Raw genomic sequence first — 23,543 nt, forward strand, 5'->3', positions numbered from 1 at the left:
ATCCAATAAGTTGAACGAAATCTACTGATTTGTACAACATAATTTTATAGTGGACCAGAAATACCTTGTTTTCTGATCATGATGAAATGCGCTCCCATTAATGCAAGCAATGCAGCCGGCAAGAAGAATACGTGAATCGCAAAGAAACGAGTTAACGTCTGTGCACCAACAATGTCAGAGTGTCCTGAGAGTAATACTTTAATTTGCGTACCGATTAACGGAGTTGCTTCGGCTATTTGCAAACCTACTTTTGTTGCAAAAAGAGCTTTCATATCCCATGGTAATAAATAACCTGTAAAACCTAGGCCAAGCATAACGAAAAAGATAAGAACTCCAACAACCCAGTTTAATTCACGTGGTTTTTTATAAGCCCCTTGGAAGAATACACGGAGCGTATGTAAAAACATCATGACGATAACTAAACTCGCACCCCAGTGGTGCATTCCGCGGACTATCTGTCCGAATGCTACTTCATTTTGCAAATAATAAACTGACTGCCACGCATTTTTTATATCCGGTACGTAATACATCGTTAAAAACATACCAGAAAGAATTTGAATTACCGTGACAAAAAACGTTAAACCACAAAAACAATAAACAAACGCAGAGAAATGGTGCGCCGGGTTTACGTGCTCTGGTACTTCATGATCAGCAATATCACGCCACAAAGGCGTAATGTCTAATCGGTCGTCAACCCAATCATAAATCTTGTTTAACAATTATTACGCCTCCCGTCGTTTTGCTTTTCCTAAATGTAAAAAGCCATCTTTATCCGTGTATGGGTATAAATCAAGCGGTCTTGTCGGCGGTGTATTTGCAACCTGTACACCGTCTTTCGTATAAAGACCGTAATGGCACGGACAGAAGAAATGATCAGGGTGACCCGGTTCTCCATTCCAGTTTACTGTACAGCCTAAATGAGTACAGATTGGAGAAAGGGCAACTATTTCCCCGCTATCATCCTTGTAAACCCAAGCAGTTTCAGTGATTTCAGATTCATACCATGCGTCAACCTGGGTGTAGCTAAAATTCACCCGAACAGGTTCACTTGTAATGTCAGCAATCTTTTGATTAGTTGGTATATAGTCGCCTTTTCCTGTCGCTTTTAACACAGGATCAACAGCAAATCGAAGCATTGGCATAAGTATTCCGGCTGCCATGAAGCCGCCTACACCAGTTAAAGTATAATTTAGAAATTGACGTCTAGAAACTCGATGTTTGCTCATCATTATCCCCCCTTATCGTATAGTGAAGTCCATCGGACAATTTAAACACAATATAAAACTAGGACATAACTATGATATATCAATCTGTAAACAAGGTCAATATTATCCTGCGCTAAATACTTGGCTTCTATGTGACTAAAATCAAATTATTCAGCCTGTTGCCACTTTTGGAAAAGCAAATTCATCAGCTGTTTTACTTGATCCTCTAATAGAGAATTTTTATACTTGTCCTCCATATCCTCAAATGGAAGCGAAGGGAGCCAGATCAATTTGCTGGATACTTGGTTCTCAACAGCTTTCCAATCGCTATCGGAAGTAACAAGAAACAGATGTTTAAAGCCTTTTGCTTGCAATTCCTGTTCCCAATTATGTATTTCATGGATATATTTTTCCCAATTTTTATTTTTTATATAAATAAAACCTGGTAAGAGTAATAATCTTCCTTTTAATTGCCGTTCAAGCTGAATTGTTAATAAATTAATAAATTCGCTCATCCCAGCTGTTTCTTTCATTTTTGTATCAAATGATACTGGAAATAACGGTAAAACAGCGGTATCAACATACTCTTTTGCTTGTTCATATAAATCTATATCTTGAGGAATCCATTTCATTTTGTTCACTCCTATATTTTCAAAACTATACATCATATCATAACATTTTTTATAGGTGAGCGCATAAAAAAGTCCTTGCTAAAAGCAAAGACTTCAGACTGTTGACAAACGCTCGCATTCTTCGTTACTTGCACTTCGTTGTAAGCTCATGAACACCTGTTCTATTCGCTTCCGCCTCGTGCCGCGTGCCTCGACTGACAAAGCGTTTTCAATCAGTCTGAGGGCGTTTGCTTCAATTATTGACTTTGTGGAAAAATTGAAGCACTTTATTTAAGGACTTTTCAGACTGTTGACAAACGCTCGGACTCTTTCGTTACTTGCACTTCGTTGTAAGCTCATAAACACCTGTTCTATTCGCTTCCGCCTCGTGCCGCGTGCCTCGACTGACAAAGCGTTTTCAATCAGTTCTGAGTAAATCGATTAAAGTATTGTCTTTATCTTTATCCAATCTCAAAAATCCTTTCTCGATAGCCAAAGACTTTTTATTAAATTAAGCGTCCTCTAACTTTTTTAATTGCTTCGCAAGCTGTTGAAAAAGCACTTTATCATGCCTATCAAGGGCTTCGTCTATTTGTTTTAAAAGTTTCTCTCTGTTAAATTTCTTTATACTTCTAGTTAAAAATTGTTCCGCGATTAATTGATCCATCTCATTTGTTTGTAAATCGCTTGGAATGTATGGATTCTCCTCAAGAACTGCTACAAATTGATGAGCTTGGTTGGCTGAACGAAAATTCAGTTGGATATAAATTTCTTCATCACGATTCAAGCGGATATCGTGAAATGACTTTTCCGCGTCAGTTGTCATGACATTTTGTTTATAAAAACGAAATGGAACATCGTCAACACAATGAGTTGACATTACTAATCCACGCGGACAAAACTGAGCCTGCTCTACAAAATGGACCTTCTCCATTAATTGATCATGACTCATTAAATAGTTTAAAATCCAAACACACTCTCGTCTCTTTAATTGATAATGATTTAAAAACCAACGAATAAAGTCTTTCTTCTCGTTGACAGATACAGGGGTCGTCATCATTCGTTCCCTCCTCTGCAAATCATGGTAAAATCCTTTAATCTTCAAGCAAGCGTTCAAGTATTTGTACATACTCATCATTACTAGGGTTTAATTTTAATAACTTATTAAAGATTTCGCCAGCGTCTTTCGTTTTTCCTTCTTCAATTAAAAAATATCCGTAATCATGAAGAAAATCATGATTGTTCTTAAAAAAAGTATATGCAAGTCGGTATTGATTTAATGCATAGGAATATTGTTCCAAATGCTGGTAAGCAATTGCCCGGTCCCAATAAAATTGCGGCTCTTCTTCCCCGTATTTTTCTAATTCATTCACTAAATCAATTATCTCTTCATACCGCTCTTCGGTTAAAAAAAGTTTGTTTAATGTTAAAACTGCTTCGGTAAAACTCGGGTCTAAAGCAATAGCTTGCCTTAGCAGCTCTTCTGCTTCTTGTTGCTTTCCTAATTTTAAGGCGATCTTTCCCCCATAAAAGAAAAGATCTTTATTGAATTCATCTAAAGATATACCTTTTTTTACTGTCTCAAAAGATTTTACAAGCTCTTCTTCACGTTCGTATGCGTATGCTTTTGCTAAATATAAATAAAGTGAATGGTATTCATGGTCTAGTTCTTTTAGTTCTAAGAATGTTTCGATTGCTTTGTTATGATAGCCTGCTTGCAGGGCAGTAAATCCATATCCGAATAAAGTGTTAATTTCTAAGTTTTCTTTTAAAGCTTTATCATAGTATGGGAGTGCTTCTTCAAATCTTCCTGCTGCGCTTAATACTTCTGCCAATCGCTGGTTTATATTTACACCCGTAATGTTTAAGTTGTCTGTTAATATCCTTTCGTAGGCATTAATAGCTTCAACAAACTTTCCTTCGGCAGCATATAGTTCTCCTAAAGCAAAATCGATCACCGGTTCGTCTGGAAGAAGCTTTTTTGCATCTAATAGCTTTTGTTCACTCACTTCATAAAGACCTTCCATTTGATAAAGATCGGCTAATAAGAGTAATGCTTGTGGATAGAAGTCGTCGTTATGATCAATCTTTTCAAGGGCAAGAATCGCTTCGTCTTCTTCTCCTTTTTCCATTAGTATTTCAGCATATAACACTAACAGTTCTCCTTCATTTGGATAACGTGATAACAAATCCTTAAATAACTTCTTTGCTTCTTCAAGAAAACCGTAGTGAAATAGTGTTTCACCTAGTAAAAATTTTTCATTATCTAAGCCGTTTTTCATTATTTTATTTATGTGCAGAAATGCTTCATCATGCTTTCCAGATTGCAAAAGCTGTGCTATATGCTCTATTATTTCCATAGCTCTTAATCCTTTCTCATGCAAAATCGTTTTAAAACTATATTTTTATCCTATAACCGTTATGTTCTACTAACAATCAATATCTTTTAAAACAATATAAAAAGATGGGGTCGTCGTTATTTTTACATACTCTCCATGTCCGGGACGGAATAAAACGTTTTTCCCTGCACGAATAACTGTCCCTTTGTGAACTGTCACAAGCAGTTTATCATTATAATACTTAAACAGCTCAAATTCATCAACACCGCTCGTTCGATCATTTTTTAAGTAAAAATTATAGCTTAATTCGCCCCCATTAAAAAGCGTTCCTTTAAGCGGATAAATGCCAATTTTCCGTAAAGCATCGTTTGGAATTGGCGAACCATTTTCTAACGGAGCGTTCATTGAGGGAATCCCTTCTTCCTTCATAATTTTTATCCATAATTGTTTTGTTGCTTCAGCTTTGTCATTGTTCAGCTGAAAAATAGGGATTAGCGGTGCATTATATGGGAACATCGCTTCACGGATCCAGCCCCATGGCAGCTGCAATAACTTTTCACTACTGCTAATGTCGACAAAGATAACCGGGATCTTTTCTTTTTTACACCTTCGTATGAGTGAAGGCGACAAAGCACGAGCAGGAATCCGAATTGCAATGACATAATCAATCGGACAATTAAATAGATTAGCCTGCAGTTGTTTAAGTTTGTCACTCAATTCTCTTTCATACCGAACTGTGAAATAGGTTAGTAACGTTGTACAACCTTTCAAAATAAACGAGCGGATATAATATTCCTTAATATTATTAAAAGGAGAATCAAAGGGGATATTTCCATCAAGAATAACATAAGAAGGAGTCATAATAAAAGAATTTGCATCCATTTTCATGTGGCGATATTTTTTAAAAGAAGGTTTTACAAGAGCAATCTGATTTTGTTTTACAAAAATTGATGTAGTCGTTAGCCTCCGACCTCGTAAAATGTTTACATTTTCAATAATATATGGCATAAAACCACCCTTTTTTTCATTGTTAAGACAAGCTATGCTTAAATTTTTAAAATATGCCTTCATATAAAAAAAGGATGTTGCCAGTTAATAAACAGGTCTATTAGCCTAAAATGGATTTAGGTCAATCCTCTGATTGACTTCATTAACGAAAAAGGCTACAGAAAACCTGTAGCCTCAGACCTTTGAGAAAAGCTGGCGTTCTTCGTTTCTAATACTTCGTTGTAAGCTTAATTTGTCATAGATTCACCCTATAAAAGCTGATGCAAATCAGTAAAAAATGCAGGATATGACACGGCAATGGCATCTGCCTGTTCCATATAAACGTCATCAGTACATATAAGAGCGGCAATTGCAAGCATCATCCCAATACGATGATCGCCAAAGCTCGACACTGTTGTTCTATCGCCACCTAAAGTTGTTTTTCCTGTTATCGTCATTCCATCATCTGTTGCTTTAATATTTGCCCCGAGCTTCGAAAGCTCACGGACAACCGTATCAATTCGATTCGTTTCTTTTACTTTTAACTCATGGGCATCTTTAATTACAGTAGTACCTTCTGCTTGAGTAGCCAATAATGCAATAATTGGAATTTCATCATTTAAGCGGGGAATCATTTTACCTTCAATTACTGTACCTTTAAGATGAGACGACCTAACAATAATATCTCCAAATGGCTCATGCGCGTTGTTCACATTACGATCAATAATTGTTATGTCTGCCCCCATCTCTTTCATAACATCAAGAATTCCTGTCCTAGTTGGATTTAATCCGACGTTTTTAAGTGTAACTTCAGCATTTTGTATAATCGCAGCAGCGACTAGGAAAAAAGCTGCTGAGGAAATATCACCTGGGACATAGACATCCGTTCCTTTAAAACGCTGGCCGCCTTCAACTGTAACGGTAAGACCATTCGTTTCTACTTTACCGCCAAATTGACGAATCATTCGTTCCGTATGATCTCTCGTCTTAGCTTGCTCGATAATCGTGGTCGTACCGTCTGCTTGTATACCTGCAAAAAGAAGCGCCGATTTCACTTGAGCACTTGCGACTGGTAAGTGATATTCAATTCCTCTTAAGTTTCCACCTCTAATAGAAAGTGGTGTGAACTCACCCCCGTTTCTTCCATCGATGACGGCACCCATTTCTTTTAATGGCGTTGTCACCCTTGTCATCGGTCGTCTTCCAATTGAGTTATCACCGATTAGACAAGAATGGAACGGTCTTCCGGCTAAGATTCCAAGTATTAATCGAATCGTCGTTCCTGAATTACCGACATTTAAAATATCCTTCGATTCAGTTAGCCCAGCTAATCCTTGTCCGTAAATAACAATCTCATTTTTTCCAACCTCAATTTCTACACCGAGGGAGCGAAAGCAGTTGAGCGTATTTATACAATCTTCCCCAAGTAAAAAATTTGTTACTTTTGTCACACCTTCTGCAATAGCACCGAACATAATCGAGCGGTGGGAAATGGACTTATCTCCTGGTACATGAATCGTTCCAGTTAATCCAGAGACATTTGTACGCAATTTTTTGATTGAATCCACTTAATCACCCTTTCATAGCTTTCTCTCTATGTCCTAAAGACCGTATGAAGTTACATAGTCTGTATAATGATGAATACACTTTTCTGCCCGAAGGCGATCCTCATCCGTTTGAAAGCTGATCACGAGTACACCGTAAATATCTTCTCGCGTTTCTAAGATTCGAATATTTGTGATACTAATTCTTTCTTTTGCTAAGTAGCCGGTAATTTCTGAAATAATCCCGGGATAATCGGGAACATCAACGAACAAATCATAAAAAGCAGGAATCGCTCCTCGGTCTTTTGATGGGAGACTATCACGAAGCTGTTTTGCCTTTTGGAAATATTGAAAAATATTTTCTCCGTCTTCCTCTAAAAGCATCTTTTCAACCTGAACCATCTCTAGTTGCCATTGCTTTATTAATTGCAGGAGTACTTCTTTATTATGAAGTAATATATCACGCCACATTTCTGGATTACTTGATGCAATGCGAGTAATATCACGGAATCCTCCTGCAGCAAGACGTTCCACAAGCTTATCGCCATTATCTGCCTGTCTTGCTTGATGAACAAGCGATGCAGCAACAATATGCGGAAAGTGACTAATAATTCCCGTAATGTGATCATGCTCGCCAGGCTTAAGAGTTAAAAACTTTGCTCGGGTTCCTTGAAGCCAACGTTTTAAAGTTTCTACTTTTTCTGTTTGGACATCGTCTGTAGGGGTCAACAAATAAAATGCATTTTCAAATAATCTTTCTTTTGCCGCAAGGATACCACTCTTATGTGAACCGGCCATAGGGTGCCCTCCAATAAACGTGACTCCCTGCCTAGTGAGACATGCTGATTTTTCAACGATTTTCCCTTTTGTACTGCCTGCATCTGAAATAATTACATCATTCTTTAGCACACAACATGAAAGCTGTTCTAAAATTAATTCTGCTTCTTTCACAGGTGTTGCAATTAAAATCAAGTCAGCTTCTCTTGCCCCTTCTTCAATAGAGTAGCACTGTTCATTTATAATCCCTAACTTATATGCAAGTTCCCGTTGTTTTTCATTTACATCAAAACCAATAACAGTTGCATACTCATGTTCTTTCTTAATACACAGTGCCAAAGAACCGCCAATCAAACCTAAACCAATTACAAAAACTCGTCCTTGCAAAATCCCACCTGCCTTTCTATCTCTTAAGTATTAAGCTGTTAAACTTGACAGTATTATGTTCATTATTTTAAACAGGGGATAAGACCCCCACTTACATTAGTGAGGGTATGATCGAAAACATTTACAATTTAATGAGCTAAAAATTGTTTCATCATATTAATAATTTCTTCGTTCTGTTCTTTTGTTCCAACCGTAACTCGTATAGACGTTGGAAAGCCGAGAGCTTTTCCAGAACGGACGATGAATCCTCTTTCTAGTAGAAATTGAAATACTTCATCTGCATCTACATTAAAATCAATTAAAATAAAGTTTCCTTGAGATGGATAATAGCTAAGCTTATATTCATTACAAAATTGATAAAATGTTTCAAGACCTTGGCGATTTTGTTCCTTACATTCCCTTACAAACTGTTGATCTTCTAATGCTGCAGCTGCAGCTATTTGGCCCATTGTGTTTGTGTTAAAAGGCTCTCTTACAGGCTCTAATGTTCGAATTACTTTTTCATGACCGATTCCATAGCCTACTCTCATACTTGCAAGTCCATATATTTTTGAAAATGTTCGTAAAATGATCACGTTGTTAAACTCACTTAACAAATCAACTGAGTTGTAATAATCAGCTGCGGTAACATATTCGTAATATGCTTCATCTAAAACAACAACGACATCAGCCGGTACTTCTTTTAAAAATTCAATCAAATGATCGCGCTTTATATACGTGCCAGTAGGGTTATTAGGACTGCAAAGCCAAACAACCGCGGTATGATCATCTATTGCTTTAAGCATTCCTTGCAGGTCATGATCTCCATCTTTTAATGGAATTTCCCTTATTTCCGCTCCCTCAATAATTGCATTATGTTTATATTGCGGAAATGTTGGGGTTGCCATTACTGTATTTGTATTTGGAGTTAATAACGCTCGAGCAATCATCAAAATCACTTCATCTGAGCCATTTCCAAAAATAATTTGGTTAACAGCTACATTTAAATGGCTTGCAAGCTTTTCCCGCAATGGACCTGCATATCCACTTGGATAGCGTTCAAAAAAATCTTGAATTTTTGTAAACTGTTCCTTCACATTCCCAGAACAGCCAAATGGATTTTCATTTGAAGCTAGCTTAATAATCTTTTCTAGTTGATATTGCTTTTTAACATCATCAATTGATTTTCCAGGTTGATACGGAGTTAACGCTAACAGCTGTTCTTTCCATTTCATCCTTCTACACCTCTTTATATAAAATGACTAATTTTCCAAGTCTGGCCTTAAGCCAACTGCATTCTCTAAATAAACGTGACAAATTTCTTTTTGTGTTTTTACTGTATTCACATGCATCATAATCCGAATACAATTTGGTAAAGAACCATGAACGGGAATCTCTCTCACACACATAACAGGGACAAACTTCCATCCCTCTATTTTACGCATTGCTTTTGCAGGAAATGTTGCCGTTATTTCTTCCGTTACTGATATCAATACGGAGGCAACTTCTTCTGACTTAAGTTGGTTTCTGTCTATCATTTCTCTAAGGAGCTTCTCTGTTTCATGTATAATCTCTTTTTCTGAATTAGCGTTCACAGTAGTTGCTCCTCTTATCCCGCGAATCATTCATGTTCCCCCCCTTTTTTTAAAATTGCTCTATTTTTTTTAGTAAATATTCTTCATCAAGCTCATAAATAATTGGGTATCCAAGTTCTTTCAATAAAATGAACCTAATTCTTTGACCAACTGATTTTTTATCCTGTTTCATTCTTTCTATTAATCGGGAAGCATTCATATTTTTAGGAATTGATGTTTGATAGTTTAAACTTTCAAGCCATATTTTAAAAGATTGATAATCAAAAGTGAGTCCCGCTATTTCTTTACTCACTTGTAGTGCAAATAGCATACCGATTACAACTGCTTCCCCATGAGTAATGACACCATACCCTGCTTCCGCCTCAATGGCATGACCAAGCGTATGACCAAAGTTGAGGAAAGCACGAACACCAATCTCTTTTTCATCTTCAGCTACAATAGATCCTTTTATTTCAATTCCTCTTGTTAACGCATATTCCAGCATCTCATTTGAAATCTTGTCAAGCGACGCCACACTATTGAACAATGTTTCATATAACATTTTATCTTTAATAAGTGCATGTTTTACTACTTCCGCAAACCCCGAGCGCACTTCGCGAATTGGTAAAGATTGAATAAATGACAAATCAAAAAAGACTGCTTCAGGCTGATGAAAAGCACCGATCATGTTTTTCCCTAACGGGTGGTTAAGGGCAACTTTTCCACCTACAGCACTATCATGAGCTAAAATAGTTGTCGGAATTTGAATAAATGGAATCCCCCTCATAAATGTAGCGGCAACAAAGCCAGCTAAATCACCAACAGCTCCCCCGCCAAAAGCTAACAGATGTGATTTTCGATCAAGCTTCTGCTCAAGTGCGTATGTTAAACAGTCATAATAAACGTTAAACGTTTTTGCTTTTTCCCCGCTCGGTACAGTATATATACTGCTATCTTTCCCTTGTAAATGGGACATAAGATGCGTTAGATGAAGTTTACCGACAGTTTCATCCGTAATAATAAAAATTTTAGTAACATGAGGAAATTTTTCGTTTATAAACGGAAGAAGTTCATTTAAAACATGTATTCCTATTTTTACGAAATACTGCTTAGAGCCCGTTTCAATCTTTATTGTTTTCATTTTTAAAACTCCTTTGAATACTCCCGCTGAGCTTCGACAGAGGCTTTTAACACGTCCATTCGATCCCCATAAAATTGTTCAACTAAAGCATTCGCTAATTCCCACGCAACCACACTTTCTGCTACTACAGCCGCCGCTGGGACTGCACAACTGTCAGATCTTTCAATACTGGCTAAAAAAGGCTCCTTTGAATCAATATCAATACTTTGTAAAGGTTTATATAATGTTGGGATTGGTTTCATAACTCCACGGACAATAATAGGCATACCAGTCGTCATTCCGCCTTCCAATCCACCTAATCGATTCGTTTTTCGAAAGTAACCTTTCTCTTTTGACCAATCAATTTCATCATGAACTTCACTGCCTGGTTTTCTTGCAGCTTCAAATCCAATTCCAAATTCTACTCCTTTAAATGCATTAATACTAACAATTGCTGCGGCAAGTTTAGCGTCAAGCTTGCGATCGTAATGGACATAACTGCCGACTCCTACTGGCATGCCTTCCACAATTACCTCAACAATTCCCCCAATTGAATCTCCTTTTTTTTTAGCTTCATCAATAGCATTCATCATTTCTTTTTCGACGTTTTTATCAAACACTCGAACTGAAGAAGCTTCTGTTCTTTCTTTTAGTTCCGTAAGAGTTTCATATTGAGGAGTTTCAGCCCTTACACCACCTATTTCTAATACGTGCGAAGCAATATGGATCCCTAGCTGAGATAACAACTTTTTTGCAACAGCACCTGCAGCAACACGAACAGTCGTTTCTCGAGCTGAAGAACGTTCAAGTACGTTGCGCATATCTCTATGACCATATTTTAATGCACCGTTTAAATCTGCATGACCTGGTCTTGGATTCGTAATTTTTCGCTTTATTTCCTCTGCTTCCGCCTCATTTAACGGACCTTGCCCCATAATATTAGTCCAATGCTTCCAGTCGTTATTTTCTACCGTAAGCGCAACAGGTGATCCTAACGTATAACCGTGGCGAACTCCTCCAACTATATTCACTGTATCTTTCTCAATTTGCATTCGGCGTCCCCGCCCGTACCCCTTTTGTCTCCTCGCTAAATCATTATTAATATCTTCTGCTAGTAATGGCAATCCTGCCGGTAAACCTTCAATTATTGCTGTTAATTGAGGTCCGTGTGATTCACCAGCTGTTAAATATCTCATGATCCTTTCCCCCTTCAACTCATTAAAGGAATTATGTATCAATATAACATAGGTTATAAAATAAAAATAGAGAAACTAGAAAAATTATTTGAATATTATCATAAAATGAAGATTTAGACTCCATGAAAGAAGGTTACATTTTACCCTAATATTAAGAGGTCTATATACCCTTACCTTAAAATACTAAAAAGGCTGGGGAGATTTGCTAGTTCAATGATCTAAACTTTGATGGAATATTCAAAAAATGGAAGCAATTTATATAAAAAGTGGCTGACTCTTTACATCTGAGTCAGCCGCTTAAAAATATTAGTAAATCCACTCATTCATTAATTTATTGTATTGAACAAGTTCCTCTTTATGAAAGAACAATGAAATTTCACGTTCAGCACTTTCAGGTGAATCAGAACCGTGGATCACATTTTTGCCGACGGTTAAGCCAAAATCACCGCGGATAGTCCCCTGAACTGCATCTTTAGGGTTTGTAGCCCCCATCATTTGACGTGCAGTTGCAATCACATTTTCTCCTTCCCAAACCATTGCAAACACAGGACCTGAAGTGATGAAGTCAACTAATTCTCCAAAGAAAGGACGCTCTTTATGCTCACCGTAGTGCTTTTCAGCAAGTTCTTTAGAAATACTCATTAATTTTGCACCAACAAGTTGAAAGCCTTTGTTTTCAAAACGAGCTACAATATCTCCGATTAAGTTACGTTGTACCCCGTCAGGTTTAACCATTAAAAAAGTCTTCTCCATTCATGTTCACTCCTAAGAATTAAGATATATGTATCTTGGTTATATGATTAGGCTACGTTAAACAATTTTGCTGTTGTAGAATTATTCATACGAGATAGCACACTTACACACACTTTTTGCAATGTTTAAACAGGGAATGTGCCAATAAAACAACAGAGTTATATGACATAGCCTATTATTCATAATCCATGAAAATATTATCATTGTTCCAGTTATTTAGCAACACGCTAATACTTCCGTCTACCGATAAACTTTGCAATATCTCTTAAAGTTTTTTTCGCTTTATTAGGAGGAAGTTCTTCCAAAACTGCAAGCGCTTTTGTTAAATAGCGATCACTTATTTTAAGTGATTTTTCTATAGCATCTGAAGTTTTAATTAACGAAATAACTTGATTAATTTCTTTTTTAGTCATTTTTTCATGGACTTTTTCAATCTCTGCTCGAATAGATGGATTCTCTCTTGCAAATAATACTGGCAATGTAATATTCCCTTGAAGTAAGTCCCCGCCAGCTGGTTTCCCAAGCTCTTTTTCTGTTCCAGTAAAATCAAGAACATCATCAGTAATTTGAAAAGCCATCCCGACAAAGTAGCCAAATTTGTAAATCTTTTTATGTATCTCTTCCTCAACACCTGCAGCAATTGCTCCTAATTGACAGCTTACAGCAATAAGCAACGCTGTTTTCCTTTTTATTCGCCGCAAGTATGTTCGAAGATTTTGATCAAACTTATATTTATCTTTAATTTGTTCGATTTCACCAATACAAACTTCTACGATCGTATTTGATAAAATTTTATGCGCTTGAACATTGTCGATAACTGTCATTAGTTCTAGAGAGCGGGCAAAGATATAGTCTCCAGTGTACATCGCTATGCGATTATCCCACTTTGCTTTAACTGTAAGCTCTCCTCGCCGTAATTCAGCATCATCAATAACATCATCATGAACTAGTGAGGCTGTATGGATTAATTCTAACGCAACTGCAACTTTTTTTAACACATGTATATCATATTGTCCAAATCTCCCTGCAAGTAAAACAAAAACTGGGCGAATTCTTTTTCCCCCCGCTTGCAATAAGTGCAAGGATGCTTGGCGCAGTAACGGCGATTTTGATTGAATCGCCTTTTTTAATTCTTTTTCAATAATATTTAAATCCGAATTCAAAAATGAATACATCATTTTCAATTTCATTTGTATTCACCCAGCTTCATAAAGTCAAACTTTTAAACAATTGAGGATTTACAGCGGGAACTGAGTACATCCTCTTATTTTTGTTCCGATTTTTTATAACCAAAATGAGCAGCAGCAACCCCACCAGTATACGGTTTGTAATATACGTTTGTAAATCCGGCGCTTTCAAACATTTGAGAAAGTTTTTTTGCACCTGGAAAGTCCCGGGCTGACTCTTGTAACCATGAATATTCATGATAACTTTTGGCAAAAACTTTCCCAAATAACGGCATAATGAATCGAAAGTAGAAATAGTAAAGCTGCTTAAAACCAAACATAGTCGGCTGTGATGTTTCAAGACAAACCGCAACACCCCCGGGCTTTAGAACTCTGTGCATTTCTCGTAAAACTTGCATATAATCAGGGACATTCCTTAGACCAAAACCGATCGTAACGTAGTCAAATGAATTATCTTCAAATGGAAGCTCCATTGCGTTGCCATGGATAAGTTCTGCTTGATTTAATTGGAGCGCTTTAATTTTCTCCTCGCCAATTTTAAGCATATTTTTACTAAAATCCAATCCGATCACTTTTCCTTTAGGACCAACAGCGTCAGCGAGAGCAATTGTCCAATCTGCTGTACCACAGCAAACATCAAGAGCAGAACAGTTCTGTTGAACATTCATACGACGCATCGTATCTTTACGCCATTTCTTATGCTGTTGAAAGCTTATAACTGAATTCATTTTATCGTAATTATCATAAATACTTTCAAAGACACCGTGAACACGCTGTTCTTTTGATTGCTCCATTTGCCTACCCTTCTTCCACAAATGTTTTCCCTAAACTATGATGTTGATTAAGGATCCAAAATATTCGTTTTTCAAGCAACTCATTCAAAGCTGGCACTTTATTCATGTCTTTTTCAATTGCTTGCTTCGTATGATCAATATAGCGATCACAAATATTTAATAAATACTTGTTTTGTTCAGCTGTTAATTCGCTTAAATGATTCTTATTGTTCGGAAAAACATGTTTTTTAAGAACTTCAAAAAGAATAGAGCGTCCTTGTTGAATAAACTTATTTTTTTCAACAAACAACCTTTTCACAAATAATATATGATTTGATAGTTCTTTCCAAGCTGGAGCTTTAAAATAATCACTTAGCTTTTCAATTAAAGAAGCCTCGTTTTTTACAAAGCTGTTCATTATTTTATCGAGCTCGTTCTGTTCTTGTTGATATATAAAAATTTTATGCTCATTAATGTCTTTAACTCCTTCAGCTAAAGTGCGAATAAGAGCTAAATTGTTTGTCTCGGCCAGAAGCTTATAATATAGCCCGCTGTAATAATCTCCAGCTAAAACTGTTAATTGATGTTTTTTTTGGTCATCGTTTTCGTGATCTTTTAAGTCCAAATTACTAACATAATCATGGGTATCAAGGGCAATTTGAATCAACATTGTCGTTAATGAGTAATTTTTGATTTCCATTTCTGTTAACTCGAGCTGATCCATAATTGAAATTAATAAAAGCAACTTGTCCTCATCTATGATGGGTGTTTGAATAAAACGGAGCAAATAAGGATGATGAACCCTTTGTTCAATCTGCTCTTTAATTATAGCTAATTTTGACTCAATGTTATGCAATGTACTCACCCTTACTTCCCCCAAATTATATACTTTATTAATGGGCTACTTCAATTTTGAAAATACACATGAATTCCCCTGCAAAGGAACAAGAACAGGCCGTATTCTTTCATATTCCGGTCAAATTAACGCAGAGACAATTATAACATAAAAGGTGACATGGTGGCAGAGTTAAATAAATTTAAATTTTAAAAACGATCATCCCTTGTCACCCTTATAGTTCTTTAGTTGGCTAAAAACGAAGTCTTTACAAGACGAAAAAGGATACCGTACTAATGGAGCATTTTCAAGTATTCTTTCGGGTATTTGCTTCAGATATTGACGATGTCTACAAGCACGAATATTATTTTATTTCTTCCCACTCTCAACTTCGCCAAATTCTGTTAAAATTTTTGCGGTTCCTCTTATTTTAATCGCTGATGTATGGTCAGTAAATTGTGCGATCATCACTTCACCATCATCTAATTTTTCTGAGTGATGGAATCGTGTATCAGAGCCTCTTGTTAATCCGATCACATTTACCCCATCTTCCAACGCTTTTATCACTATAAAATCACTTGATTGAGCTCGTTTTTCCATTGTATCACCTTTTTTTTTTAATTAATGAAAGGACTTCTGCCCGCGACTCAGCATTTTCTTTAAAAGATCCTCTAACAGCTGTCGTGACTGTAGTTGAACCTGGCTTTTTTACACCTCTCATCGTCATACACATGTGCTCTGCTTCAACAACTACCATTACACCATGAGGATCAAGCTTTTCAATCATTGCATCTGCAATCGTTGATGTAATTCGTTCTTGAAGCTGTGGTCTTCGAGCAACGGCCTCCACCGCTCTTGCTAACTTGCTTAATCCTGTAACCTTCCCGTTTCTAGGTATATATGCAACATGTGCTTTACCATAGAATGGCACTAGGTGATGTTCACACATAGAGTAAAACGAAATATCCTTTACTAATACTAACTCTTCATGTTCTTCCCCAAAAACTGTATCAAAATACTCTTTCGGATCTTGGGACAATCCTGCAAATACTTCTTCGTACATTTTTGCCACTCTTTTTGGTGTATCTAATAAACCTTCTCGTTCTGGATCTTCCCCAATAGCTGTTAGTATTAAACGTACCGCTTCTTCAATTTGGGCACGGTTTACCTTTGTCATACGATTTCCTCCTATAAAAAAACGTACGTATATAACATTTACATATTAGCAAATCATTTAAAAACAGGCAAAATAGACGCTCGCTGCAAAAGTGACAAAACACTTATATTTTAGACTGTAGCTCGGAATCGATTTATCTACAACAGAAAACTTCAAAGTGCCTCTCTACCATTTCCTAAAATTCCTGCTGGCAAGATAGAAGTTAATTGCAGGATCTTTCTTACAACCAAGTATACTAATTTAGCTTAAATATTTCATCAGCTATATTCCTATGAAATAAAAAGACCGCGAGATCCGCGGTCTTCTAAATTAAGCATACGCTCAAAGAACATGATCTATATGTAATTATTTTACTGCATCTTTAAGCGCTTTACCAGGTTTAAAAGCAGGTACTTTGCTTGCTGCGATTTCGATTTCTTCACCAGTTTGAGGATTACGTCCTTTTCGAGCTGCACGCTCACGAACTTCAAAATTCCCAAAACCGATTAATTGAACTTTATCACCATTTTTTAATGCATTTAAGATTGTATCAAAAACAGCATCTACTGCTTTAGTCGCATCCTTTTTAGAAAGCTCACTTGCTTCGGCAACTGAATTTATTAATTCTGTTTTATTCATGCCATTCACCTCCTCCCAAAAAATTAAAGTAATCGAAGTGAAGCAAATAGTTATTATTACTTACATTGTTAAACAAAAATGCTAAAAACTATACATTGTGGAGCAAATTTTATTAACATGCTTTATCTTAAATGATGAATTAAAAGATTTCAATTCATTTTTTTAAAAAAAGCTTGTTATACAACGTATGAAAACGTCCACAACATTAATTCTGTTAAAAGGTTATCATAATCATTTAAGTGAAGCAAGAAAATTACAAGAATTAGTGGGAATCTTTTCATTTTGAAATAAAGTTGTAATATGTCACATATTTTTCATAGACATTTTCAAAAAAAATAGACTCCAGTTTGGAGTCTAACGCCTTCTTTTTTTAAAAAATATTGGCTTTTTCTATAAAATAATAGCAATTAACCCACCAGAGCCTTCATTAATAATTCTTTCTAACGTTTCTTTTAGTTTGTATCTAGCATTTTCAGGCATTAATGATAATTTTGCTTGAATCCCCTCTCTTACAATTGAACTTAAGCTTCGTCCAAAAATATCTGAATTCCAAATGGATAAAGGGTCATCTTCAAAATCTTGCATTAAATAACGAACAAGCTCTTCACTTTGCTTTTCCGTTCCAATTATTGGAGCAAACTCTGATTCAACATCTACTTTTATCATATGAATAGATGGCGCTACTGCCCTTAATCGAACACCAAAGCGGGCTCCTTGGCGAATAATTTCAGGTTCATCCAAACTCATATCTGCAAGACTAGGTGCAGCAATGCCATAGCCAGTTTGTTTCACCATTTTCAACGCATCAGCAATATGATCATATTCCGCTTTCGCATGTGCGAAATCTTGCATAAGCTCTAATAAATGATCCTTTCCCCTAATTTCTACCCCAACAATTTCTTTTAAAATTTGATCATATAAATCATCGGGTGCGTACAAATCGATTTCAGCTACACCTTGCCCCATTTCCATTCCAGCCAGCCCAGCACGATCAATAAATTCATACTCACTAAATAAATGGACAACCCGATCTACATCTCTAAGTCTTTTAATATCTTTTACAGTCTCTCTTACCGCTTCCTGATAGCTTTCACGTAGCCAATGATCTTCTTTGAGTACCATGACCCAGCTAGGAAGATTTACATTCACCTCGACTACTGGGAACTCATATAATGCTTCGCGTAAAACATTTAATACGTCTGTTTCACGCATTCCTTCAACACTAATCGATAGAGCCGGAATATCATACTTTTCAGAAAGTTCCACTCGTAATGCTTCTGTATCAGGATGATGTGGATGGGCACTGTTAATGACCATAATAAAAGGCTTGCCAACTTCTTTTAATTCAGCAATGACTCTCTCTTCAGCTTCTAGATAGTTTGAGCGTGGAATTTCACCTATTGAGCCATCAGTAGTAATAACAACACCGATTGTTGAATGTTTTTGAATTACTTTCCTTGTGCCAATTTCAGCAGCTTCATGAAATGGTATCGGTTCCTCATACCAAGGCGTATTAATCATTCTCGGGCCATTCTCGTCCTCGTATCCTTTCGCGCCTGGTACAGTGTAACCGACACAATCTACGAGCCGAATATTGACCTCCAATCCTTCATCGACATGAACAGTCGCAGCTTGATTAGGAACAAACTTTGGTTCAGTCGTCATGATTGTTTTTCCTGCCGCACTTTGAGGTAGTTCATCTTGTGCACGAGCTCTGTCACCTTCATTATTAATATTTGGTAATACTACTAATTCCATAAACTTTTTAATAAAAGTGGATTTACCAGTCCGAACTGCGCCAACGACCCCTAAATAAATATCGCCGCCCGTTCTTTCCGCAATATCTTTAAAAATATCTACCTTTTCCAAGAGATCCCCTCCCGATCATAGAGTTAGTGGGATAAATAATATCTTATTTTTTTTACGTATTTTTAGACAGTATATGTTTATGATGTTGTCCTATTCTCTTATGACAGTTTTTATAATATTTTTACCTCCTTATATTCAATATTCATTTTCCGTCTTTATAGCAAAAGTCGAAACTTTCAGTATAGCGAAATCATTTCATCACTATATCTGATTGTGAATTGTAAATGATTGTAACAAAATAGAAGGACACACCTTAGTTAATGAATAAAAAGGGTTAACATGACATAGTCTTCACCGAAAGCCGGTTGAAAGATATCAATCCAACGTTTAGGTGCCAGTCGCCCTCTTCATCTACAGCCATTTTAAGGTTGAAGGAAATTTCTTTGTCCTTTAATGAGTAATAAAAATGGAAATAAAAAACCCTTCTCCTACAATATATTTTGTAGAAGAAAGGTTATGACTAATTCATCAAAAAGATTGGTTCTTTAGAACTTTCATCAATCGTATATGGCAATGAATATGCAGGCACAAACATCGAGTCTTCGACTAAAATGCTTCTAATATCATCACCAGGTTTAAACGAATGATCCTTTTCTTGCAACGCCTGTAAAAGATCGTTTCGATAATCAACATAGATCTCTCCACTCTCTGTCACAACAAATGATAAAGATTGATTAGTATATGGGCTAGTTACAGTTGGCTCCTCTTTGTACCCAAGTTTATCAAAATTTAAAGAATATACATTTTGGGCAATTTTTTCTTTAAAAGGCGGATTGCCATAGGCCTTTATAAGCAGTTTGATTTCGCGAATTTTCTCAGCAATTCTTAAATCAAATATTTTTACTTGAACATCCGTTTCTGGATTAATGATTACATATTGGAACACTCCGCCATTTTCATAAGAGTTTCCAGGTGGTTCTGATAAATATTGAGGAACTAATCGCTTGAAATCAATTAAATACTTTTGATAGAGCGGTGTATCTCCTTCAGTTGTTTTAATTGGTAAAACACCCTCATTTGCCTCTTGGAACTGATTTATGGCTGCTTGAACCGCTTGAACTTGTTCTTTGTATGGTGTTTGATTTTCTGCTAATTCCTCTTCAGGATAAAGACAGCCTGTTAACAACATCATTACTAAAAACAAACTACTCGATAATTTCCATATTCGCATCATCTTCATTCCTTTTAGTCTATGTATTTATTACTTATTAGTCTGGAGTCGGGCCGCTGAAAACGACTAAAAAGATGATAATACCCGCTACGATCATTAAAATATAAGCAATAATTGCAGTTACAACTTTAAACATGCCTTTAAGTTTAAAACGACTTAAGTAAATCAAGACAATAGATATAAACATAAATCCCATTGAAGCTAAAGAAATCCACATTTTCATTAATGATGGTGACACTATTGATCACTCCTTTTTCCGACAGATATTATACCATATGTTCCACAGGAAGAAAAAAAAGCAGTTTAACAATCAACTTTGCAAGCTTATGAGCGACAATTTTTGAAAATAATTTTTTTAAATAGCAATCTAGTTCAACATCATGGTCATTACTAACAAAAAAAAGAAGTAAAGAAGGGGCGCATTCTTCACTTCAGTCAAAAATAATTTAAAATATCCCATACTCCCGGTTCAAATTACCAGTTTGGTTCGTTGCATTGTATGCAAGAAACGTGTGAATCGCATCCTCTAAAGCCTATATTCAGTACATTTATTATTTTTCAAGCAACGTCCTTCCATCCACAATATTTGTTAGATCCTCCATCTCATGTGTTTTTACCCGAGCCATAATGCCATAAGTGAATCAACTGCATCTTTTCCTTTCACATTGTTAAAGAGAACATCATAAAGCGCATTTGTAATTGGCATCGTTACATTATATTTTTTTGCAAGCTGATGTGCTGCTTTTGTTGTTCGGACTCCTTCAACAACCATTCCCATACTATTAAGCACATCATCTAAACTATGGCCTTTTCCAAGTAAATTTCCTGCTCGCCAATTGCGAGAATGAACACTTGTACATGTAACGATTAAATCGCCTATCCCTGCTAGACCAGCAAAAGTAAGCGGATTGGCCCCCATTTTTGTCCCTAAACGAGATATTTCTGCAAGTCCTCTTGTTATTAAAGCAGCCTTTGCATTATCTCCGTAGCCAATTCCATCTGAAACTCCTGCGGCTAAAGCAATAATATTTTTTAATGCCCCTCCGATTTCTACACCTATGAGATCTGGATTCGTATAAACACGAAAATGCTGATTAATAAATAAATCTTGGATTTTTTCAGCGGCCACCATATTTTTTGATGACACTGTCACTGTAGTCGGATGACGAAGACTTACTTCTTCTGCATGGCTTGGACCTGATAAAACAATAAGATCCTTTAAAAGCTCTTTTGGCATTTCCTCCTCGATCATCTCGGAGATTCGCAGCAGTGTATCTGGTTCAATCCCTTTACTTACATGGACAATTGTTAAAGGTGTTTTTTGGAATTCGCGAATCTTGCCGATTACTTCCCTTATCGCTTTTGTTGGAACAGCGATTACGATAATATTTATTTCATTAAGTGCTTCTTCAAAAGAGAAAAAACCTTTAATGTTTTTGGGTAAAATAATATTCGGTAAATACTTTTCATTTGTATGTTTTTCATTTATTTCATCAATCTGAGCTTGTTTATGACCCCATAGACGGACTTCATGGCCATTATCTGCTAACACAATTGATAAAGCCGTCCCCCAGCTTCCTGCGCCAATAACTGCTACTCTTTCTTGTTTATGCTGCATACGATCACTCCCTTTTTATCATTTACGTGCCCTAGCAAATATTTTAATTGGTGTACCTTTAAAACCGAAGGCATCTCTAATCTGATTCTCTAAAAACCGCTTATATGAAAAATGCAACAGTTCTGGATCATTTACAAAAATAACAAACGTTGGCGGTTTTGTAGAAACTTGTGTCGCATAATAAATTTTCAAACGTTTCCCTTTATCAGTCGGTGTCGGATTCATTGCAACAGCGTCCATCATAATCTCGTTTAAAATGTTAGTTTGAACACGAAGAGCATGGTTTTCACTTACAAGATTAATCATTGGCAGCAACGTATGAATCCGTTTTTTTGTTTTTGCAGATAGAAAAACGATTGGGGCATAATCTAAAAACTGAAAGTGATCTCTAATATTTTGTTCAAATACTTTCATCGTTTTTTCATCTTTTTCAACTACATCCCATTTATTTACGACTATTACAATCGCTCGACCTGCTTCATGAGCATAACCAGCAATTTTTTTATCCTGTTCTATAATCCCTTCTTCGCCATTTATAACAACAAGGACAACATCAGAACGTTCGATCGCTCTCAATGCTCTGAGAACGCTGTATTTTTCAGTATTTTCATAAACCTTTCCCTTTTTTCGCATACCGGCTGTATCAATGATCACGTACTTTTGACCATTAAACGTATAGAAGGAATCGACGGCATCTCTTGTCGTACCGGCAATATCACTGACAATTACTCTTTCTTCACCTAAAATTGCGTTTACTAGTGAAGATTTTCCGACGTTTGGCCTGCCAATTAAAGAAAACTTAATAATATCATCCTCGTAATTGTCTGAATCAGTTTTAGAAAAGTGAGCTGCGGCTGCATCAAGTAAATCACCAAGTCCTAAACCATGAGCACCTGAAATTGGATATGGTTCACCAAATCCTAACGAGTAAAACTCGAAAATTTGCTCACGCATTTCTGGATTATCTACTTTATTTACCCCAAGGACAACTGGTTTATTAGATCGATGCAGGATCTTTGCCACTTCTTCATCAGCAGCCGTAACACCTTCCCTACCGTTCGTTACAAAAATGATGACATCCGCTTCATTAATCGCAATTTCTGCTTGATGACGAATTTGCTCAAGAAACGGTTCATCTCCAATCTCAATTCCTCCTGTATCAATTATATTAAAATTGTGTGTTAACCATTCGGCAGAACTGTATATTCGATCACGGGTAACACCAGGTGTATCTTCAACAATCGAGACCCGCTCACCGACAATTCGGTTAAATATTGTTGACTTTCCTACATTTGGACGTCCTACGATTGCAACAACTGGTTTAGCCAAATCGTTCATCCTTTCTAGTATCTCAATAATTTAAAGCTGTGAACTGGTTTTCATTCCATAGCGTAAACCGCTTCTTAAAAAAGAGGCTCTGTTTTGTTTTAAGCTCATTCGTGTAAGAAAGTCGTCTTACACGCCTTTCAGCTATGCTGAAAGGTCTTGAGTTATCTAACATAGCCAAATAGTAAAATGAAAACCCTTCTTATCATAATAGAAGGGTCTAACTCCATTAGTTTATCAAATGCCGATTGTTCCTACAATGAAAAGCGCAGTAAAAGATTGAAAAAGAAATAATCCGAAACTAGATTCACTTAATGCTTTACAATTATAATTAGCTCTTCAGTCAATTTATGAGCAATCCCATCTAAAATCGCTTCTAAATTTGCACTAATAGATTCCATCTCTTCTTTTGAAGAACAAAGAAAAACAGCTGGACCATTCATGACTTTTTTCGGATTTGTTGTAATAACTGATAAAATATACTTTTCTAGCTCCAT

24 protein-coding genes and 1 pseudogene are annotated in these 23,543 nt (G+C 36.3%); all 25 read right to left on the reverse strand.

The window, feature by feature from the left end; genetic code table 11:
• Nucleotides 1-44: 44 nt before the first annotated feature.
• The 25 genes and pseudogenes from qcrB to K6959_RS09955 all read right to left on the reverse strand — a co-directional run bounded on the left by qcrB (nucleotide 45) and on the right by K6959_RS09955 (nucleotide 23,543).
• Nucleotides 45-719: a menaquinol-cytochrome c reductase cytochrome b subunit gene (qcrB, locus tag K6959_RS09835; protein WP_223086395.1), complete on the reverse strand. Its 675-nt coding sequence runs from the start codon at nucleotides 717-719 to the stop codon at nucleotides 45-47.
• Between the two features lie 3 nt (nucleotides 720-722).
• Nucleotides 723-1,226 (reverse strand): Rieske (2Fe-2S) protein, encoded by a 504-nt coding sequence (locus K6959_RS09840; protein WP_163239899.1) that lies wholly within the window; start codon nucleotides 1,224-1,226, stop codon nucleotides 723-725.
• A gap of 146 nt (nucleotides 1,227-1,372) precedes the next feature.
• A complete protein-coding gene (locus K6959_RS09845) occupies nucleotides 1,373-1,837 on the reverse strand; it encodes a YpiF family protein (protein WP_163239897.1) in 465 nt (154 codons plus the stop codon).
• 490 nt (nucleotides 1,838-2,327) lie between these two features.
• Nucleotides 2,328-2,873, reverse strand: a complete 546-nt coding sequence (locus K6959_RS09850; protein WP_163240066.1) for a ReoY family proteolytic degradation factor — start codon at nucleotides 2,871-2,873, stop codon at nucleotides 2,328-2,330.
• A gap of 37 nt (nucleotides 2,874-2,910) precedes the next feature.
• Nucleotides 2,911-4,176, reverse strand: a complete 1,266-nt coding sequence (locus tag K6959_RS09855) for a tetratricopeptide repeat protein (protein ID WP_223086397.1) — start codon at nucleotides 4,174-4,176, stop codon at nucleotides 2,911-2,913.
• A 69-nt stretch (nucleotides 4,177-4,245) separates the two neighbouring features.
• Nucleotides 4,246-5,163, reverse strand: coding sequence for a hypothetical protein (locus K6959_RS09860; protein WP_223086398.1), 918 nt, complete (start codon nucleotides 5,161-5,163; stop codon nucleotides 4,246-4,248).
• Between the two features lie 248 nt (nucleotides 5,164-5,411).
• Nucleotides 5,412-6,701: a 3-phosphoshikimate 1-carboxyvinyltransferase gene (gene aroA / locus K6959_RS09865; RefSeq protein ID WP_223088356.1), complete on the reverse strand. Its 1,290-nt coding sequence runs from the start codon at nucleotides 6,699-6,701 to the stop codon at nucleotides 5,412-5,414.
• Nucleotides 6,702-6,743: 42 nt separating this feature from the next.
• Entirely contained in the window at nucleotides 6,744-7,850 is a 1,107-nt protein-coding gene (locus K6959_RS09870) for a prephenate dehydrogenase (protein ID WP_223086400.1), read from the reverse strand.
• Nucleotides 7,851-7,978: 128 nt separating this feature from the next.
• Entirely contained in the window at nucleotides 7,979-9,064 is a 1,086-nt protein-coding gene (gene hisC, locus K6959_RS09875) for a histidinol-phosphate transaminase (RefSeq protein ID WP_163239889.1), read from the reverse strand.
• 27 nt (nucleotides 9,065-9,091) lie between these two features.
• Complete coding sequence (gene aroH / locus K6959_RS09880; RefSeq protein ID WP_163239887.1) at nucleotides 9,092-9,454, reverse strand: chorismate mutase; 363 nt, start codon at nucleotides 9,452-9,454, stop codon at nucleotides 9,092-9,094.
• A 19-nt stretch (nucleotides 9,455-9,473) separates the two neighbouring features.
• A complete protein-coding gene (aroB, locus tag K6959_RS09885) occupies nucleotides 9,474-10,544 on the reverse strand; it encodes a 3-dehydroquinate synthase (protein ID WP_223086402.1) in 1,071 nt (356 codons plus the stop codon).
• Nucleotides 10,545-10,546: 2 nt separating this feature from the next.
• Nucleotides 10,547-11,719, reverse strand: a complete 1,173-nt coding sequence (aroC, locus tag K6959_RS09890; RefSeq protein WP_223086403.1) for a chorismate synthase — start codon at nucleotides 11,717-11,719, stop codon at nucleotides 10,547-10,549.
• A 306-nt stretch (nucleotides 11,720-12,025) separates the two neighbouring features.
• Entirely contained in the window at nucleotides 12,026-12,472 is a 447-nt protein-coding gene (gene ndk / locus K6959_RS09895; RefSeq protein ID WP_163239881.1) for a nucleoside-diphosphate kinase, read from the reverse strand.
• A 227-nt stretch (nucleotides 12,473-12,699) separates the two neighbouring features.
• The gene (hepT, locus tag K6959_RS09900; RefSeq protein WP_223086405.1) at nucleotides 12,700-13,662 is read right to left on the reverse strand and encodes a heptaprenyl diphosphate synthase component II; all 963 of its coding nucleotides are present in this window, start codon (nucleotides 13,660-13,662) and stop codon (nucleotides 12,700-12,702) included.
• A gap of 74 nt (nucleotides 13,663-13,736) precedes the next feature.
• Entirely contained in the window at nucleotides 13,737-14,453 is a 717-nt protein-coding gene (locus K6959_RS09905) for a demethylmenaquinone methyltransferase (protein WP_163239877.1), read from the reverse strand.
• A 4-nt stretch (nucleotides 14,454-14,457) separates the two neighbouring features.
• A complete protein-coding gene (locus tag K6959_RS09910) occupies nucleotides 14,458-15,297 on the reverse strand; it encodes a heptaprenyl diphosphate synthase component 1 (RefSeq protein WP_262421763.1) in 840 nt (279 codons plus the stop codon).
• A gap of 339 nt (nucleotides 15,298-15,636) precedes the next feature.
• Nucleotides 15,637-15,867, reverse strand: coding sequence for a trp RNA-binding attenuation protein MtrB (mtrB, locus tag K6959_RS09915; protein ID WP_163239875.1), 231 nt, complete (start codon nucleotides 15,865-15,867; stop codon nucleotides 15,637-15,639).
• Between the two features lie 4 nt (nucleotides 15,868-15,871).
• On the reverse strand, nucleotides 15,872-16,444 hold the full coding sequence (gene folE, locus K6959_RS09920) for a GTP cyclohydrolase I FolE (RefSeq protein ID WP_223086406.1): 573 nt from the start codon (nucleotides 16,442-16,444) through the stop codon (nucleotides 15,872-15,874).
• 345 nt (nucleotides 16,445-16,789) lie between these two features.
• Nucleotides 16,790-17,062, reverse strand: coding sequence for an HU family DNA-binding protein (locus K6959_RS09925; RefSeq protein WP_163239871.1), 273 nt, complete (start codon nucleotides 17,060-17,062; stop codon nucleotides 16,790-16,792).
• A gap of 390 nt (nucleotides 17,063-17,452) precedes the next feature.
• Nucleotides 17,453-18,931, reverse strand: coding sequence for a stage IV sporulation protein A (gene spoIVA, locus K6959_RS09930; protein ID WP_223086408.1), 1,479 nt, complete (start codon nucleotides 18,929-18,931; stop codon nucleotides 17,453-17,455).
• Between the two features lie 460 nt (nucleotides 18,932-19,391).
• On the reverse strand, nucleotides 19,392-20,102 hold the full coding sequence (locus tag K6959_RS09935; RefSeq protein ID WP_163239868.1) for a hypothetical protein: 711 nt from the start codon (nucleotides 20,100-20,102) through the stop codon (nucleotides 19,392-19,394).
• A 37-nt stretch (nucleotides 20,103-20,139) separates the two neighbouring features.
• Nucleotides 20,140-20,340, reverse strand: a complete 201-nt coding sequence (locus K6959_RS09940; protein WP_223086410.1) for a DUF2768 domain-containing protein — start codon at nucleotides 20,338-20,340, stop codon at nucleotides 20,140-20,142.
• A 313-nt stretch (nucleotides 20,341-20,653) separates the two neighbouring features.
• A pseudogene (locus tag K6959_RS09945) lies at nucleotides 20,654-21,720 on the reverse strand (NAD(P)H-dependent glycerol-3-phosphate dehydrogenase).
• A gap of 18 nt (nucleotides 21,721-21,738) precedes the next feature.
• Nucleotides 21,739-23,049: a ribosome biogenesis GTPase Der gene (der, locus tag K6959_RS09950; protein ID WP_163239862.1), complete on the reverse strand. Its 1,311-nt coding sequence runs from the start codon at nucleotides 23,047-23,049 to the stop codon at nucleotides 21,739-21,741.
• Nucleotides 23,050-23,357: 308 nt separating this feature from the next.
• Complete coding sequence (locus K6959_RS09955; protein WP_163239859.1) at nucleotides 23,358-23,543, reverse strand: capping complex subunit for YIEGIA; 186 nt, start codon at nucleotides 23,541-23,543, stop codon at nucleotides 23,358-23,360.

The sequence above is a fragment of the Bacillus aquiflavi genome, from assembly GCF_019915265.1.
GTDB lineage: Bacteria > Bacillota > Bacilli > Bacillales > Cytobacillaceae > Bacillus_BT > Bacillus_BT aquiflavi.